The organism is Mycolicibacterium tusciae (assembly GCF_002086795.1).
GTDB lineage: Bacteria > Actinomycetota > Actinomycetes > Mycobacteriales > Mycobacteriaceae > Mycobacterium > Mycobacterium tusciae.
Genome location: NZ_MVIM01000006.1, coordinates 198,194 through 215,418, shown reverse-complemented (window position 1 = coordinate 215,418; position 17,225 = coordinate 198,194). Strand labels below are relative to the sequence as shown.

Here is a 17,225-nt window from a genome sequence, read left to right as displayed (position 1 = left end):
GTGACAGAGGAACTCAGTGAAGAGTGCGGGTGCGACCGACGTCCCATTGGGAATCGACGCCGTGACACCGCAGTGGTTGACCAATGCGCTCGGCTCCGACGTGACGGGCGTTCGGGCCGAACAGATCGCGATGGACAGCGGTTTCTCGTCACTGCTTTACCGCCTGACCCTGACCGGAGACAACGTCCCGCCGACGTTGATCGCGAAACTCCCCGCGCTCTCCGAAGCCCGTGGTGCGATGGATCTGATGGGTGGTTACCGCAGGGAGGTCGCCTTCTACCGGGACATCGCCGGTCGGGCGCCGATGAGAACCCCCGACATGCACGTCGCGCGGATCGCCGACAATGGTGTCGACTTCGTGCTGTTGCTCGAGGATCTCGCCTGCTGGGACAACGCGGACCATCTGGCAGGGCTGTCGATGGACCGAGCGCGAACGTGTCTCGAGTCTTTGGCGGGATTGCACGCGTGGTCCTCGCACCGGGACAACAGAGATGTGCTGCAGCAGTTTCCGAGTATGGACAATCCGATGATCCGCGAAGCTATGGTGCCGGCCTTCGGCTACGGATGGCAGTTGTACCTCGAGAAGCGCGATAGTGCTGTGCCGCCAGGGCTCGCCGAGTTCTTCGAGACCTTTTCGGATCGCGCCCCGGCAGCGCTTTCCGCGTTGACCGAACACGACATGCTGATACATGGTGACATCCGAGCCGACAATCTGTTCTTCGACGGTGACGCACTCAAAGTGGTGGACTTCCAATTCGCGGCCCGCGGGTCCGGTGTCGCCGACGTGGCCTACCTGCTCACCCAGGGATTGCCGATTCAGGAGCGTACCGGTCAGGACGAGGCCCTGCTCCGTGAGTATCTGGGCCATCTGGCCGACAGGGGAGTCGACTACGGATACGACGCCGCGTGGCGCGACTACCGGACCGCTGCGGTGTACCTGACATTGATGCCCGTCGTCGCACTACTGACCTGGGATATCGTGCCGGAACGGTCGCGCCGCCTCTGCCTCACACTCACCGATCGTGCGGTCGCCGCCATCGACGAAATCGACGCACTGGAGGTGTTCAAGTGACTCGTACGGCGCGCGAAGTAGTGGAGTTGTACAACCTCGTCGTCTGGAACGAACGCAGGTTCGACCTTGCTGAGGAACTAATGGGGGACAGCGTGATTCGCCATGATGTCGGAGAGTCGACAACTCTGACTCACGAGCAGGCGGTTGCGCGCATCGTGGACCACTGGGCCATGTTCGAGACGATTCGTTTCGACCTCAACCTGGTGGTGGCGGGCGACGACGGCGAGCACGTCGCCATCGTCTACCAGTCGCCGATGGAACTGAAGGACGGCACCAAGACCGACGTCGGCAGTATGGAGATATTCCGGGTGGTCGACGGTCGGATCGTCGAAGTGTGGAATTGCGGCTACAAGCAAGGAGTTTGGCAGTGACTGGATTACCGGCCGAGCCGGCGGCGAGCGAACGCGTGCTCGATGAGCTGGGTTACTACCTTCTCGCCGGCGCGGGCGGTGAGGGACCGGCGGGGCTGATGGACGAAGCGCGCCGTGGTGAGGAACTGGGCTTCGGCACGGGGTTCATCTCCGAGCGGTGGAACGTCAAGGAAGCCTCGTCATTGACCGGCGCCGCCCTTGCGGTCACCGACCGGATGCAGATCGCCACCGCCGCGACGAATCACAACACCCGCCACCCGCTGATCACCGGTTCATACGCGACCACCATGCACCGGCTGTCGAAAGGCCGCTTCACACTGGGGATCGGCCGCGGTATCGCAGCGATGTACGGCGCCTTCGGAGTGCCGGCTGTCACGACCGCGCAGATGGAGGACTTCGCTCAGGTCATGCGCAGGCTCTGGCACGGTGAGCTCATCTTCAACCATGACGGGCCGATCGGGAAGTATCAGTTGCTGTTCCTGGACCCGGACTTCAACGAGGACATCCGGCTGGCGATCGTCGCGTTCGGCCCCAAGACGTTGGCGCTGGGCGGGCGCGAGTTCGACGACGTCATCCTGCACACTTACTTCACACCCGAAACCCTGCAGCGCGCGGTGAAGACCGTCAAAGACGCCGCGGAGCAGGCGGGCCGCAACCCCGACGACGTAAGGGTGTGGTCGTGCTTCGCGACCGTCGGTGACCATCTGCCCGAGGAACTCCGGCTGAAGAAGACGGTGGCGCGGCTGGCGACGTATCTACAGGGGTACGGCGAACTTCTGCTCAACACGAACGGCTGGGATCTCTCAGTGCTGCAACGCTTCAGGGACGACGAGGTGGTGCAGTCCATCGGCGGCGGCATCGACCACAAGGCGACTGCCGAGCAGATCGAGCACATCGCCACGCTCATCCCCGACGAGTGGCTCGAGCCCTCGGCGACGGGCTCGGCGGCACAGTGTGTGGACCGCATACGGAAAGAGTTCGATTACGGCGCCGACGCGGTGATCATGCACGGAGCGACACCCGACGAACTCGAGCCCATCGTCGACGAATACCGCGCACAAATCGCCGTAACTTAGGGCGTGATGACGGTGCGGCTCACCGGTTCTGCCGCCGCCTGCCTGCTGTAGAGCCCGCGCCGCAGCGCCGACAGCAACGCATTGCGCGTCTCCTCCGGGCTGATGAGGTCGTCGAACCCGAGGTGGCCGGCCGAGCGGAACGACGCCTCGACCTCCGCCTTGCGCAGCTTGGCTTCCATATCCTCGGCGGCGTGGGAGGCCTTGCTGAGGGCGGCCGCGCTCATTGCGCCCATCGTCGCACCCGGATAGGCGAACGTGGCGCTCTGGTGGTCGAAGCCCAGCAGCGACATCACCATCGACCCGAATCCGTATGCCTTGCGCAGGGTTACATGTAGCTTCAGCGTGGTGGCCGCGGTCTGGGCGGCGAACATCCGGGCACCGCTGCGCAGCACGCCGCTCTTCTCCGATCGGCTGCCCGGCAACATTCCCGGATTGTCCGCGAGGAACACGATGGGCAGGTGGAAAGAGTCGGCGACATTGATGAAATGCGCTGCCTTGTCGGCGGCGTCGGCGTCGATCGATCCGGCGATCACCTTGGGCTGATTGGCCACGACGGCGACGGGATGACCGCCGAGATGGGCCAACGCACATATCATCGCCTGCCCGAATTTCGGCTGCACCTCGAACCAGCCGCGGTCGTCGAACACCACGTCGAGGACGGCACGCATGTCGTAGACGCGCCGGTTGCCGCGCGGGACGATGTCGAGCAGTTCCGGCGTCGAGCGCGGTTCGCTCGCCTCATCCTCGGGCAGAGACGCCGGATACGACCACGCGCTCGACGGGAAGTACGACAGATAACGACGAATATCGTCGAGGACCGCCTCATCGTCCTCGGCAAGGTTGTGGATCACCCCGCTGGCGAGCGCCACCGACGGCCCTCCCAGATCTTCTTTCGAAATGTCCTCGCCCGTCGACTCTTTCACGACCGGCGGGCCCGCGGTGAAGATCGCGCCCTGGTTGCTCATGATGGTCCAGTCGCACACCGGCGCCACCAGCGCACCATGGCCCGCCGACGGGCCCAGCAGCCCTCCGACCATCGGCACCTTGCCGGAACATTGCGCCTGCGCGAGCAGATCGGTTGGGGTGCGGCCATAGTGCTCGCCGCTGGGCCGGAAGCCCGCGCCCTCCAGAAGCATCACCAACGGGATCCGATCCCGCAGCGCCAACTCCGCAAGTCGATAGCGCTTCGCATTACCGCCGGGGCCGATGCTGCCCGCCAACGTGGTGAAGTCCTCCGCGCCGACCATCACCGGCGAGCCATTGATGAGGCCCGAACCGGCCACAATCCCGTCGGCCGCGATCTCACCGCCCACCAGCGTGCCGAACTCCCGGAAGCTGCCTTTGTCGAGAAGATGGTCCAGTCGCGCACGGGCGTCGAGCTTGCCCTTGCCGTGATGTTTGGCCAACCGCTCCGGGCCACCCATCGCGCGCGAGCGCTCACGCCGAAGATCGAGGTCTTCGAGCGTCTCCTTCCAACCCTGCTCGTTCGTCATGCGCTCTTCCTGTCGTTGAAAGGCGATCGTCGCACCGGCATGTTCACGTTGACCATACTGAATTGCTTACTGTAGCGTCTGCGGGCATGGGTAGCGGCGCCGGCCTCAAGGTCGACGGCGGCGTGTTCAGCCAGCTCCATGCCGTGGTCGACGCGGCGGTGACCCTGGAACGGCGGGGCTATGACGGCTGCTGGACCGCCGAGGTCAACCATGACCCGTTCCTGCCGCTGACGCTCGCCGCCGAGCACACCGAGACGATCGAACTGGGCACCAGCATCGCTGTCGCGTTCGCGCGGAACCCGATGACCGTCGCCAACGTCGGCTGGGATCTGCAGGAGTACTCCAGGGGCCGGCTCAACCTCGGTCTCGGCTCGCAGATCCAGCCGCACATCGAGAAGCGCTTTTCCATGCCGTGGAGTCGGCCGGTGCCGCGGATGCGGGAGTTCGTGCTGGCGTTGCGCGAGATCTGGGCGTGCTGGCACGACGGCTCGAAGTTGCGGTTCGAGGGCGACTTCTACACACACAAGATCATGACGCCGATGTTCGTGCCGGAGCCGCACCAGTACGGCGTCCCGAAGGTGTTCATCGCCGCAGTGGGTGAGGCGATGACGGAGATGACGGGCGAAGTCGCCGACGGGATTCTCGCGCACGCCTTTACGACCAAGCGGTACTTCGAAGAGGTGACCACTCCCGCGCTGATGCGGGGGATGGCCAAGTCTGGCCGGGCGCGTGACGACTTCCAGGTGTCGGCTCCGCTGTTCGTCGTCACCGGTTCCGACGAGTCCGAGTTGGACGACGCCGCCGCGGGCACCCGCAAGCAGATAGCCTTCTACGGTTCGACACCCGCGTACAAGAAGGTGCTCGATCTGCACGGCTGGGGAGCGTTGCACGACGAGTTGCACGGCCTTTCGCTGGAGGGCGACTGGGACGGTATGGGTGCCCTGATCGACGACGAGATTCTCGATACGTTCGCGGTCGTGGCGCCAATCGACAAGCTGGCGGCTAAGATTCGCGACCGCTGCGACGGCCTGATCGACCGCGTCATGGTGGGCTTTCCCCGTACGACTTCGGAATCAACAATCTCGGCGGTATTGACAGAGCTGCGCGCGCCGACTGCACAGTGAGGAACCGGCTATGGCCACCCGGATCATGGATGAAGCCGCGAAGGTGTTCGCGACCCCGCAGGCGTACACCGATGAGACCAAGCTGCACGCCGCACTGACGCACCTGCGCGCGAACGCTCCTGTGTCGTGGGTGGACGTACCGGACTACCGGCCGTTCTGGGCGATCACCAAGCACGCCGACATCATGGCGATCGAGCGGGCGAACATGTTGTTCACCAACTCGCCGCGTCCGGTGCTGACGACCGCCGCCGGCGATGATCAGCAGGCTGCAATCGGTGTCAAAACCCTGATTCACCAAGATGATCCGGAGCACCGCGCCATTCGAGCCATCGGAGCCGACTGGTTCCGGCCGAAAGCCATGCGTGGGCTGAAGGTGCGCATCGACGAGCTGGCCAAACGCTACGTCGACCAGATGGTTGCGGCGGGACCGGAATGCGATTTCGTCCAAGAGGTCGCGGTGAACTATCCGCTCTACGTGATCATGTCGATGCTCGGCATTCCCGAATCCGACTTTCCGCAGATGCTGAAGTACACACAGGAGCTGTTCGGAACCGACGACGAGGAGATGCAGCGTAGTTCGTCCATCGAGGAATCCATGGGCGTGCTGCTCGAGATGTTTGCCTACTTCAACGAATTGACCGCGGCGCGGCGCGCGACGCCAACCGAGGATCTGGCCTCGGCGATCGCGAACGCCACGATCGACGGTGAACCGCTGTCCGACATCGACACCGTGTCCTACTACCTGATCATCGCGACCGCGGGACACGACACCACCAGCGCAGTGATCTCAGGCGGACTTCACGCGCTGATCGACCATCCAGATCAGTTGCAGCGCCTACGCGCCAACATGGATCTCATGCCGTTGGCCACCGAGGAAATGATCCGCTGGGTTACGCCCGTCAAGGAGTTCATGCGCACCGCGCAGCAAGACACCGAGGTGCGGGGCGTTCCGATCGCGGCGGGGGAGTCGGTACTGCTGTCATATGTCTCGTCGAATCGCGACGAAGACGTGTTCGACGAACCGTTCACATTCGACGTGGGACGTGAGCCGAACAAGCACAACGCATTCGGCTACGGCGTGCACTTCTGTCTGGGCGCGGCGCTGGCCCGAATGGAGGTCAACAGCTTCTTCTCCGAGCTGGTACCCCGGCTGGACTCGATCGAACTGACCGGCGATCCGGCGTACACCGCGACGGTCTTCGTCGGCGGTCCCAAACACCTGCCGATCCGCTACTCGCTCAAATGATCTGAGCGCTCACTTCTGCTGCGCGGTCGCCCGGTCCAGCTGGTCCTGCAACGTCGTCGCGCCCAGGCTCGAGTCCTTCTTGTGGTGCGACAGTGCCTGGATGGAGACATCGTGGCCTTCCGCCGCCTTGCGCAGGGCGCCGACCGTCGCCTGCTCCTTGGAGATGTGACTGAACGGGTCGAAGTTGTACCAGCGCATGGCATTCTCGTAGGTCATCTTGTTGATCTCGACGTCGGTGGCGTGATGCTCCTTGAGGACCTCGTCGAGTTGCTCCGGAGCACCGGGCCACATCGAGTCGCTGTGCGGGTAGTCGGCTTCCCAGCAGATGTTGTCGATACCGATCTGGTTGCGCAATGCCACGCCGACCGGATCGGAGATGAAGCAGGTCAAGAAGTGGTCGCGGAACACCTCGGAAGGCTTCTGCTTGCCGAAGTCCTGGCCCGTCCAGGTGGAGTGCATCTCATAGGTACGATCGGCGCGGTCCAGGAAGTAGGGGATCCACCCGGTGCCGCCCTCGCTCAGAGCGATCTTGAGACCGGGATATTTCTTGATCGGCTTGGACCACAGAAGGTCCGCAGCGGCCTGCACGATGTTCATGGGCTGAAGTGTGATCATCACGTCCATCGGGGCATCGGCCGCGGTGATGGCGAGCTTCCCCGATGAGCCGATGTGCACGTTCATCACGGTGTCGGTGTCGACAAGGGCCTCCCACATCGGCGTCCAGTAGTCGTCGTGGAACGACGGATAGCCCATCGCGGCGGGGTTTTCACTGAAGGTGAGTGCGTGGACGCCGCGCTCGGCGTTGCGGCGGATTTCTGTGGCACAGGCTTCGGCGTCCCAGATGACCGGCAGCGTCATCGGGATGAACCGGGCCGGATAGGCGCCGCACCACTCGTCGACGTGCCAGTCGTTGTATGCCTGTACCAGCGCCAGGCTGAACTCGGGATCCTCGGTGGCGAACAATCGGCCGGCGAAACCACAGAAGGTGGGGAAGCAGATGGAACCGAGGATGCCGCCGGCGTTCATGTCCTTGACCCGCTCGTCGACCTGCCAGCAGCCGGGCCTTATCTCGTCGAGACCCTGCGGCTCGAGCCCGTACTCCTCCTTGGGCCGGCCCGCCACCGCGTTGAGCGCGACGTTGGGGATGACCACATCGCGGAACTGCCAGGTGTCTGACCCGTCGGGGTTGTGCACCAGCCGTGGCGCCTCGTCGAGGTATTTCTTGGCCAGGTGATTTTTGAACATGTCCGGTGGTTCGACGATGTGATCGTCGACGCTGATCAGGATCATGTCGTCCTTGTTCACGGCGGCGGCCCCTCTGTAGTTGCTTACCGTATGACCAACAGTTTAGCTGTCCCGGTCGACGCGTTACGGTGTTTCCCAGCGCTAACCTACGGCAGATGTGAGGTGATTCAGAGTGTCAAAGTCCCGAATTGCCCCTTCCGCGGCATTCGCTGCGATCCCGGTGGACGACCTCGGTCAGGGCGACCGCATCAACATCGGAGTCGCGTCGATCCTCGGGCATCGGCCGGAGGTGGCGGGTGCGCTCGGATCGCTGAAGGCGGCGCTCACCTCGACCGGGACGCTGCCCCCGCGGCTCGTCGAACTGGTGCGGCTGCGCATCGCGTTCCACAACCAGTGCCGCAGCTGTATGTCGGTGCGCTATCAGAGTGCGATCGACGACGGTCTCACCGAGGACCTGGTGTGCTCGCTCGAGCGGCCGGCCGACGCCGACGACCTCACTGACGCCGAGCGCAGCGCGCTGCGCTACGCAGACCTGTTCGCCACCAACCATCTGGCGATCGACGAGACGGCCTACGACGATCTGCGCAGGCACTTCACCGAAGATGAACTCGTCGAACTCGGCGTGCACTGCGCCTATATGGTCGGAATGGGCCGGCTGGCGGCGACGTGGAGCGTCACCGATGATGTGCCCGATGCTTTCCGTGAAACATCGGATTCGCCTCTGGCGCCGTGGGATTCCGACGGCGTCGTCGCGTCCGGCTAGTTGCCGCAGGTCAGCGGCTTGCGAACCTATCTAGGCGTACGGCCCGCAAAGTATGATCGGCGCTGGCATGATGTGCCTTTGCTATGGCAGAGAGGCGCGAGATGAACTCAGGGAGCGCAGACACAGATCTGGTCGGCGGAGTTCCGCGTCGCCGGATCGTGATCGCCTCGATGGTGGGTACCACGATCGAGTTCTACGACTTCTATATCTATGCCACCGCCGCGGTCTCGGTGTTCCCGCATCTGTTCTTTCCCAAGGGTGATTCGACGACGGCGCTGCTGGCTTCGCTGGCCACCTTCGGTCTCGCCTTCGTGGCCCGCCCGGTGGGCTCGGTCCTGTTCGGCCATTTCGGCGACCGGGTGGGCCGCAAGGCCACCCTCGTCGCCTCCCTGCTGGTGATGGGGATCGCGACCTTTGTCATCGGGTTGCTACCGACCTACTCCCAGGTGGGCGTCATCGCTCCGGCGCTGCTGGCAATCATGCGCTTCTCGCAGGGTTTGGCCCTCGGCGGTGAGTGGAGCGGGGCGGCGCTACTCGCCACCGAGACCGCAGAACCCGGTAGGCGGGGATGGGCGGCGATGTGGCCACAGCTCGGAGCCCCGTTCGGATTCCTGTTGGCCAACAGCCTTTTCGTAGGACTGCTGCTGTGGCTCGGACACAGTAATCTGAACCCCGATCCCGACGGGGCGTTCCTCACCTGGGGCTGGCGAGTTCCGTTCCTGCTGAGCGCGGTGATGGTGGCCATCGGTCTGTATGTGCGGTTGCGCCTCATCGAGACGCCGGTGTTCACCCGCGCCGTCGCGCGCGGTGAAAAGGTGAAAACGCCGCTGACCGAAGTGTTTCGGACCAGCTGGCGTCAGCTGATCATCGGCACCTTTGTGATGTTGGCGACGTACACGATCTTCTACATCGTGACGACGTGGGCGCTGAGCTTCGGTACCGGAAAGCGGCCACCCGACGGTAAGGGACTCGGGTTCGCCTACGTCGACTTCCTGCAACTGCAACTGATCGCGGTGCTGTTCTTCGCGGCGACGCTGCCACTTTCGGGACTGGTCTCCGACCGGTTCGGCCGCAGGCGCTCGCTGCTGGTCGTCACGATCGGCATCATGGCGTACGGTGCGCTGTTCGCCCCGATGCTCGGATCGGGTAACACCTCCGAAAACACCATGCTGATCTTCTTGATCATCGGAATGACGTTGATGGGGTTCACTTTCGGGCCGATGAGCGCGGTTCTGCCAGAGTTGTTCCCGACGAACGTCCGCTACACGGGTTCGGGAATCTCCTACAACGTCGCCAGCATCCTCGGTGCCGCGGTGGCACCGTTCATCGCCACCTGGCTGGCGACGTCCTACGGTGTCGGCTGGGTGGGCCTGTATCTGTTCGTCGCGGCATGCCTGAGCTTCATTGCGATTCTCGTCATGCACGAGACCAAGGACACCTCGCTGGATTCGGCCCAACCAGATCCCGGAACGGTCATCACTCCCTGATGCCGGCACGGCCCGACATACCAGCAAAATGGTCAGGGTCACCTAACTCGCTGGGGTGAACGCCTGTGGGCGGTTTGCGTGCGGCGGCCGTGACTCCGCTTTTACCGCAATCGTTTCCGCGAAAGCCACACTCCATTCGCGGCCGGGTGGTTGTCTGGGGATGTGAATACGGCGGCCACGCCGGACACCGGCACCGGCAGAACTGTCAACCTGGTCCTGGCTACGTGGGTCTCGGCGATCAACTTCTGGGCCTGGAACATGATCGGGCCCCTTTCCACCACCTACGCGGGCGACCTGTCGTTGAGCAGTACTGAGGCGTCGATGCTCGTTGCGACACCGATCCTCGTCGGGTCGCTGGGCCGCATCGTCATCGGATCGCTCACCGACAGGTTCGGCGGCCGCACGATGTTCATCGCCGTGTCCGTCGCATCGATCGTCCCCGTGCTCGCGGTCGGTGCCGCCGGGGCGGCGGGGTCCTACCCTTTGTTACTCGTCTGTGGCTTCTTCCTGGGGATCGCCGGAACGATATTCGCCGTCGGCATCCCGTTCGCGAACAGTTGGTTCGAGGCTTCGCGACGCGGCTTCGCCACCGGCGTCTTTGGGATGGGAATGGTCGGCACCGCGCTTTCGGCGTTCTTCACACCGCGATTCGTACGGTGGTTCGGTCTGCTCACCACCCATGTGATCGTCGCGGTCGCGCTCGCGTTGACCGCGGCAGCCTGTGTCCTGGTCATGCGGAACTCGCCGATGTTCACCCCCAACACCGGGCCTGTGGTGCCCAAGCTGGTTGCCGCTGCGAAGTTACCCGTCACGTGGGAGATGTCGTTCCTCTATGCGGTGGTGTTCGGCGGCTTCGTCGCATTCAGCAATTACCTGCCCACCTACATCAAGACGATCTACGGGTTCACAGCGGTCGACGCAGGCGCGCGTACGGCAGGTTTCGCGCTGGCCGCCGTGCTGGCCCGACCGGTCGGCGGAGCGCTGGCCGACCGGATCCCACCGAAGTACGTGGTGCTGACGTCTTTCGCGGGGACGGCGGCGATGGCGTTCGTCGCGGTTTTCCAGCCGCCTGCGGACGTGTGGTCCGCGGCGACGTTCATCACCCTGGCGATCTTCCTCGGGATCGGCACCGGCGGCGTCTTCGCATGGGTGGCACGCCGGGCGCCCGCCCAGTCGGTGGGTGCAGTCACAGGAATCGTCGCCGCGGCAGGCGGTCTCGGCGGCTATTTCCCGCCGCTGGTGATGGGTGCAACCTACGACGCGACCGACAACGACTACAGCGTCGGCCTGCTGCTCTTGGTGGCCACCGCCCTGTTCGCCCTCGCCTATACCGCGCTGCGACTGCACGCGCACGAACCGGAGGCTCAACCCAGCAAGGGCGGGACATGACGACTACACCGCGCACCGGCGGCCCGATCGAGGAACTGCTCGAACGCAGCGGGCGCTTCTTCACGCCAGGCGAGTTCTCCGACGACCTGCGCTCCGTCACGCGTCGCGGAGGACGCGAGGGCGACGCTTTCTACCGCGACCGCTGGAGTCACGACAAGGTGGTGCGCTCCACGCACGGAGTGAACTGCACCGGTTCGTGTTCGTGGAAGATCTACGTCAAGGACGGCATCATCACCTGGGAGACCCAGGAAACCGACTACCCCTCGGTGGGGTCCGACCGTCCCGAGTACGAACCCCGTGGCTGTCCGCGCGGTGCGGCTTTCTCCTGGTACACCTATTCGCCGACGCGGGTGCGCTACCCCTATGCCCGCGGCGTCCTCGTCGAGATGTACCGCGAAGCCAAAGCGCGACTTCATGACCCGGTTCTGGCGTGGGCGGACATCCAGGCCGACCCCGAGCGACGCCGCCGATACCAGCGGGCCCGCGGTAAAGGCGGGCTGGTGCGGGTGACGTGGACCGAGGCGACAGAGATGATCGCCGCCGCCCACGTGCACACGATCAAGACCTACGGCCCCGACCGGGTCGCCGGCTTCTCGCCCATCCCGGCCATGTCGATGGTGAGCCACGCCGCGGGGTCCCGGTTCGTCGAGCTGATCGGCGGAGCAATGACCTCCTTCTACGACTGGTACGCCGATCTGCCGGTGGCCTCACCGCAGGTGTTCGGCGATCAGACCGACGTACCGGAGTCCGGCGATTGGTGGGACGCCGCCTATTTGATGATGTGGGGTTCCAACGTCCCCGTCACCCGAACCCCGGACGCGCACTGGATGGCCGAGGTGCGCTATCGCGGCACCAAGGTCGTCAGCGTCAGCCCGGACTACGCCGACAACACCAAGTTCGCCGACGAGTGGATGCCGTGTGCGGCAGGCACCGACGGCGCCCTCGCGATGGCGATGGGCCACGTGATCCTGTCCGAATGCTTTGTCCGCCGACGTGTTCCGTACTTTGTCGACTATGCGCGTAAGTTCACCGATCTGCCGTTCCTGATCAAGCTGGAGGAACGAAACGGGACGCTGGTGCCCGGAAAGAACCTCACCGCCGCCGATCTCGGACAAGACGTCGAGAACTCAGCGTTCAAACCGGCCCTGCTGGACGGCGCGACCGGAACGGTAGCGGTGCCGCAAGGGTCGCTGGGGTTCCGTTTCGGGGACGGGGGAGTGGGCCAGTGGAATCTCGATCTCGAGGCCCTGGTACCTGCGCTGACGGTGGCGACCGACGACGGTGAGGTCGCCGCCATCAAGTTGCCTTGCTTCGACACCGTCGACGGTCACGGCGCGACGCTGGAGCGCGGAGTTCCGGTGCGCCGCGTCGGGGACCACCTGGTATGCACTGTGTTCGACTTGATGCTCGCGCAGTACGGGGTAGCCCGGGTCGGGCTGCCCGGAGACTGGCCCACCGGCTACGACGACGCCGAGCATCCCTACACGCCGGCTTGGCAGGAACCGATCACCGGAGTCGCTGCCGCCCAAGCTATCCGGGTGGCCAAGGAGTTCGCACGCAACGCCGAGGACACCAACGGCCGGTCGATGATCATCATGGGGGCCGGCATCTGCCAGTGGTTCCACGGCGACGCCACCTACCGCGCCGTGCTGGCGCTACTGTTGCTCACCGGGTCGATGGGCCGCAACGGCGGCGGCTGGGCGCATTACGTCGGGCAGGAGAAATGTCGGCCGATCACCGGGTGGGCAACACTGGCGATGGGCACCGACTGGTCGCGTCCGCCGCGGCAGATGACCGGCACGTCGTACTGGTATGCCCACACCGATCAGTGGCGCTATGACGGATATCGCGCTGACGCGCTGGCCAGCCCGCTCGGCAGGGGCCGGTTCGCGGGCAAGCACACCATGGAAGTGCTGGCCTCGGCCACCGCAATGGGGTGGAGTCCGTTCTTCCCGCAGTTCGACCGGTCCAGCCTGGATGTCGCCGATGATGCGCTGGCCGCCGGGCGCACCACCTCGGACATCCCGAACTATGTCGCAGAACAACTGGCAAGCGGCGCACTGAAATTGGCCGTCACAGATCCGGATAATCCGGCGAACTGGCCACGGGTGCTGAACGTCTGGCGGGCCAACCTGCTCGGTTCGTCGAGCAAGGGCAACGAATACTTCCTGCGCCATCTGCTCGGCACCACTTCTAACCTGCAGGGCCAGCCGGCCGACGTGCGCGCGCGCGACATCGTGTACACCGACGAGATTCCGGAAGGCAAGCTCGACCTGTTGATGTCGATCGACTTCCGGATGACGTCGACGACTCTGCTGTCCGATGTCGTGCTGCCGGCCGCCACCTGGTACGAGAAGGCGGACCTGTCCAGCACCGACATGCATCCGTATATCCACGCTTTCAGCCCGGCCATTGACCCGCCGTGGGAAACGCGTTCGGACTACGAGGCGTTCGGTGCGATCGCCAGGACGTTCAGCGCACTGGCCGCCAACCACCTCGGCACACGCACTGACGTGGTGCTGGGCACGTTGCAGCACGACACACCCGGGGCGATGGCGTATCCGGCTGGCGTGGAACATGACTGGCGCGTCAGCGGCGAGACACCGGTTCCCGGCAAGACCATGGGTCCGATTGCCGTGGTGGAACGCGATTACGCCGCGATCGGTGAGAAGTGGGTGACGCTGGGTCCCCTCGTCGACACCCTCGGCGTCACCACCAAGGGCATCACCACCCGCCCGACCATCGAAGTCGGCGAACTGGCGGCCAAATTCGGTGTGATGGATTCGGGTGCGGCCCAGGGTCGTCCGGCCATGACGTCGGCCGAGCGGATGGCCGACGTGATCCTCGCCTTGTCGGGCACGTCCAACGGCAGGCTCGCGGTCGAGGGGTTCCGGCAGCTGGAGCACCGGACCGGTCGCAAAATGGTGCATTTGGCCGAGGGCAGCGAAGAACGCCGTATCACCTACGCCGACACACAGGCCCGACCGGTGCCGGTCATCACCAGCCCGGAGTGGTCAGGCAGCGAGACAGGTGGCCGCCGCTACGCACCGTTTACGGTGAACATCGAAGAGCTCAAACCGTTTCACACCCTGACCGGCCGGATGCACTTCTACGTCGACCATGACTGGCTCGAGGAGTTGGGCGAGCAACTACCGACGTATCGGCCGCCGCTGGACATGTCGCGGTTATTCGGTGAACCCGCGGTGGGCACCGGTGACGGTGTGGGGCTGACAGTGCGCTACCTGACCCCTCATTCGAAGTGGTCCATCCACTCCGAATACCAGGACAACCTGTTCATGTTGTCGTTATCCCGGGGTGGGCCGGTGATGTGGATGAGTCCGGCCGATGCGGCAAAAATCCAAGTCCGCGACAATGATTGGGTCGAGGCCGTCAACCGCAACGGCGTGGTGGTCTGCCGCGCGGCCGTCAGCCACCGGATGCCAGATGGCGTGGTCTTCGTGTACCACGCGATGGAGCGCACGATCGACGTGCCGCTGACCGAAACCACCGGAACGCGCGGCGGGATCCACAATTCTCTGACCCGGCTGCTGATCAAACCGAGCCATCTCGCCGGAGGCTACGCGCAGCATTCGTTTGCGTTCAACTACCTCGGTCCGACCGGAAACCAGCGTGACGAAGTGACGGTAGTGCGCCGTCGCTCCCAGGAGGTGAGCTACCAGTGAAAGTCATGGCGCAGATGGCGATGGTGATGAACCTCGACAAATGCATCGGTTGCCATACCTGCTCGGTGACCTGCAAACAGGCGTGGACGAACCGGTCCGGCACCGAGTACGTGTGGTTCAACAATGTCGAAACCCGTCCCGGCCAAGGCTATCCACGCACCTACGAGGATCAGGAACGTTGGCGCGGGGGCTGGCGGCGCGACCGTCGGGGCAGGCTGAGACTGCGCGACGGCGGCCGGCTGGCCAAGTTGGCCCGGATTTTCGCCAACCCCAAGCTGCCCTCCATCGACGACTACTACGAGCCATGGACCTACGACTACGAGAATCTGATTTCCGCGCCGCTCGGCGAGCAGATGCCGGTCGCGCCCCCGCGCAGCCTGATCAGTGGCAAGCCGATGAAGGTGTCGTGGTCGGCCAACTGGGACGACGACCTCGCCGGGTCACCCGAAATCGTTCCGGGCGACCCGATTCTCGCGAAGGTGAGCGAGGAGGTGAAGCTGCAGCTGGAACAGACGTTCATGTTCTACCTGCCCCGGATCTGTGAGCACTGCCTGAACCCGTCGTGCGTGGCGTCGTGCCCGTCGGGCGCGATGTACAAGCGCAGCGAGGACGGCATTGTGCTGGTCGACCAGGACCGCTGCCGCGGCTGGCGGATGTGCGTGTCGGGCTGCCCATACAAGAAGGTGTATTTCAACCACAAGACGGGCAAGGCCGAGAAGTGCACGATGTGCTATCCGCGTATCGAGGTCGGCCTGCCGACCGTGTGCTCCGAAACCTGTGTGGGCCGGTTGCGCTATCTGGGCCTGGTGCTCTACGACGTCGACCGAGTATTGGAGGCCGCATCGGTCGAGGATGAGAAAGATCTTTACGAGGCTCATCGGCGGATTCTGCTGGACCCCACCGATCCCACAGTGATCGCGGGTGCTCGCGCTGAGGGGATCTCCGACGAGTGGATCGAGGCTGCGCAACGCTCTCCAGTCTATGCGCTGATCAACACGTTTCAGGTTGCGCTGCCGTTGCATCCGGAATTCCGCACGGTGCCGATGGTGTGGTACATCCCGCCGCTCTCGCCGATCGTCGACGCGGTCAGCCGCGACGGGCACGACGGTGAAGACGTCGGCAACCTGTTCGGCGCGCTGGAGGCGCTGCGCATCCCGGTTGAGTATCTGGCCGGACTGTTCACCGCCGGGGACACCGCCGTCGTGGACGCGGTGCTGCGGCGGTTGGCGGCGATGCGGTCCTACATGCGTGACATCAACCTCGGCCGCGAAACCCAGCCCCACATTCCGGAGGCGGTGGGGATGACCGAAAAGCAGATGTATGACATGTACCGGCTGCTGGCGCTGGCGAAATACGAAGAGCGCTATGTGATTCCGACGGCGTACGTCGCGACGGGTCCGCAACTGGAGGAAACCGGCTGTTCGTTGTCATTCGAGGGTGGGCCGGGGATGTACGAATCAGGGCCGTTCGGGGAGGCCAGCGGCGGGCCGGTGCCGGTTGCCGTGGAGACGTTTCACGCGCTGCAACAACGCCAGACGCATGAGGGCATGGGTGCTAACGCCGAGCGTCCGTCGCGCGTGAACCTGCTCAATTGGGACGGTAGGGGAGTGCCGTCGGACATGTTCCCCGGCGGCAAGTCATGAAACGGCGAAACCAGCCCCTGCAGGACCGCCTGGTGTGGCAAGCGGCGTCACTGCTGCTGGCATACCCCGATGAACAACAGGTCCGTAGGCTGGACACCGTCGACCGATTGCTCGAGTACATCACCGGTCCGGCGGCGACCTTACTGGGAAAGACCGTAACGGCACTGCGAATGCGCGACACGATGCACGCGGCCGCCGACTACGTCGAAACCTTCGATCTGCGGCGACGTTCCACGATGCTGCTGACCTACTGGACCGCCGGGGACACCCGCAACCGCGGCGCGCAGATGCTGGCTTTCGCACAGTCCTACCGCAACGCCGGTGTCCAGCCGCCGAAAGGTGAAGCGCCAGATTACCTTCCGGTTGTCCTGGAATTCGCCGCCACCGTCGATCCGGAAGCCGGACGACGTCTACTCGCCGATCACCGCGTCCCGATCGACGTCGTACGGCAGGCACTGGTCGATGCCGACTCGCCATACGCGCCCACCGTTGCCGCGGTGGCTGCGACGCTGCCCGCCGCCGGGGAACGGGATGCTCGCCGGCTGCTGCGCTCCGGACCGCCTGCCGAAGCGGTTGGCCTGCAGCCATTTCAGTTGACCGTACCGCCGCGGCGGTCGGAAGGAGGCCGGTGAC

General features: G+C 64.5%; 13 protein-coding genes. 11 read left to right on the top strand and 2 right to left on the bottom strand.

The window, feature by feature from the left end:
* Window positions 1-16 precede the first annotated feature (16 nt).
* The 3 genes from BST47_RS13660 to BST47_RS13650 are packed head-to-tail and all read left to right on the top strand — an operon-like array spanning window position 17 to window position 2,519.
* Complete coding sequence (locus BST47_RS13660; protein ID WP_083126054.1) at window positions 17-1,072, top strand: phosphotransferase; 1,056 nt, start codon at window positions 17-19, stop codon at window positions 1,070-1,072.
* Window positions 1,069-1,443 carry a nuclear transport factor 2 family protein gene (locus tag BST47_RS13655; RefSeq protein ID WP_083126053.1) on the top strand — a complete coding sequence of 125 codons (375 nt, stop codon included), beginning with the start codon at window positions 1,069-1,071 and terminating at the stop codon, window positions 1,441-1,443. The genes BST47_RS13660 and BST47_RS13655 overlap by 4 nt, the downstream gene beginning before the upstream one ends.
* Complete coding sequence (locus tag BST47_RS13650) at window positions 1,440-2,519, top strand: TIGR03857 family LLM class F420-dependent oxidoreductase (RefSeq protein ID WP_083126052.1); 1,080 nt, start codon at window positions 1,440-1,442, stop codon at window positions 2,517-2,519. The genes BST47_RS13655 and BST47_RS13650 overlap by 4 nt, the downstream gene beginning before the upstream one ends.
* On the opposite strand, the gene BST47_RS13645 is transcribed toward BST47_RS13650, so the two are convergent.
* Window positions 2,516-4,012: an acyl-CoA carboxylase subunit beta gene (locus BST47_RS13645; protein ID WP_083126051.1), complete on the bottom strand. Its 1,497-nt coding sequence runs from the start codon at window positions 4,010-4,012 to the stop codon at window positions 2,516-2,518. The genes BST47_RS13650 and BST47_RS13645 overlap by 4 nt on opposite strands.
* 86 nt (window positions 4,013-4,098) lie before the next feature.
* Here BST47_RS13645 and BST47_RS13640 point away from each other — a divergent pair, with 86 nt between their 5' ends.
* Together BST47_RS13640 and BST47_RS13635 are read left to right on the top strand one after the other, a co-directional pair.
* Window positions 4,099-5,136, top strand: a complete 1,038-nt coding sequence (locus BST47_RS13640; RefSeq protein WP_083126050.1) for an LLM class F420-dependent oxidoreductase — start codon at window positions 4,099-4,101, stop codon at window positions 5,134-5,136.
* A 25-nt stretch (window positions 5,137-5,161) separates the two neighbouring features.
* Window positions 5,162-6,382 (top strand): cytochrome P450, encoded by a 1,221-nt coding sequence (locus tag BST47_RS13635; RefSeq protein ID WP_083126176.1) that lies wholly within the window; start codon window positions 5,162-5,164, stop codon window positions 6,380-6,382.
* Between the two features lie 9 nt (window positions 6,383-6,391).
* Here BST47_RS13635 and BST47_RS13630 read toward each other — a convergent pair whose 3' ends face one another.
* Window positions 6,392-7,687: an amidohydrolase family protein gene (locus BST47_RS13630; RefSeq protein ID WP_083126049.1), complete on the bottom strand. Its 1,296-nt coding sequence runs from the start codon at window positions 7,685-7,687 to the stop codon at window positions 6,392-6,394.
* A 112-nt stretch (window positions 7,688-7,799) separates the two neighbouring features.
* On the opposite strand from BST47_RS13630, the gene BST47_RS13625 reads away from it, so the two are divergent.
* From BST47_RS13625 to narJ, 6 genes are all read left to right on the top strand, one after another.
* Window positions 7,800-8,390: a carboxymuconolactone decarboxylase family protein gene (locus BST47_RS13625; RefSeq protein ID WP_083126048.1), complete on the top strand. Its 591-nt coding sequence runs from the start codon at window positions 7,800-7,802 to the stop codon at window positions 8,388-8,390.
* A gap of 101 nt (window positions 8,391-8,491) precedes the next feature.
* Complete coding sequence (locus BST47_RS13620; RefSeq protein WP_083126175.1) at window positions 8,492-9,877, top strand: MFS transporter; 1,386 nt, start codon at window positions 8,492-8,494, stop codon at window positions 9,875-9,877.
* A gap of 162 nt (window positions 9,878-10,039) precedes the next feature.
* Window positions 10,040-11,266 carry a nitrate/nitrite transporter gene (locus BST47_RS13615; protein WP_083126047.1) on the top strand — a complete coding sequence of 409 codons (1,227 nt, stop codon included), beginning with the start codon at window positions 10,040-10,042 and terminating at the stop codon, window positions 11,264-11,266.
* On the top strand, window positions 11,263-14,949 hold the full coding sequence (locus tag BST47_RS13610; protein WP_083126046.1) for a nitrate reductase subunit alpha: 3,687 nt from the start codon (window positions 11,263-11,265) through the stop codon (window positions 14,947-14,949). The genes BST47_RS13615 and BST47_RS13610 overlap by 4 nt, the downstream gene beginning before the upstream one ends.
* Window positions 14,946-16,592, top strand: coding sequence for a nitrate reductase subunit beta (gene narH, locus BST47_RS13605; RefSeq protein ID WP_083126045.1), 1,647 nt, complete (start codon window positions 14,946-14,948; stop codon window positions 16,590-16,592). The genes BST47_RS13610 and narH overlap by 4 nt, the downstream gene beginning before the upstream one ends.
* Window positions 16,589-17,224: a nitrate reductase molybdenum cofactor assembly chaperone gene (narJ, locus tag BST47_RS13600; protein WP_083126044.1), complete on the top strand. Its 636-nt coding sequence runs from the start codon at window positions 16,589-16,591 to the stop codon at window positions 17,222-17,224. The genes narH and narJ overlap by 4 nt, the downstream gene beginning before the upstream one ends.
* Window position 17,225: the final 1 nt, after the last annotated feature.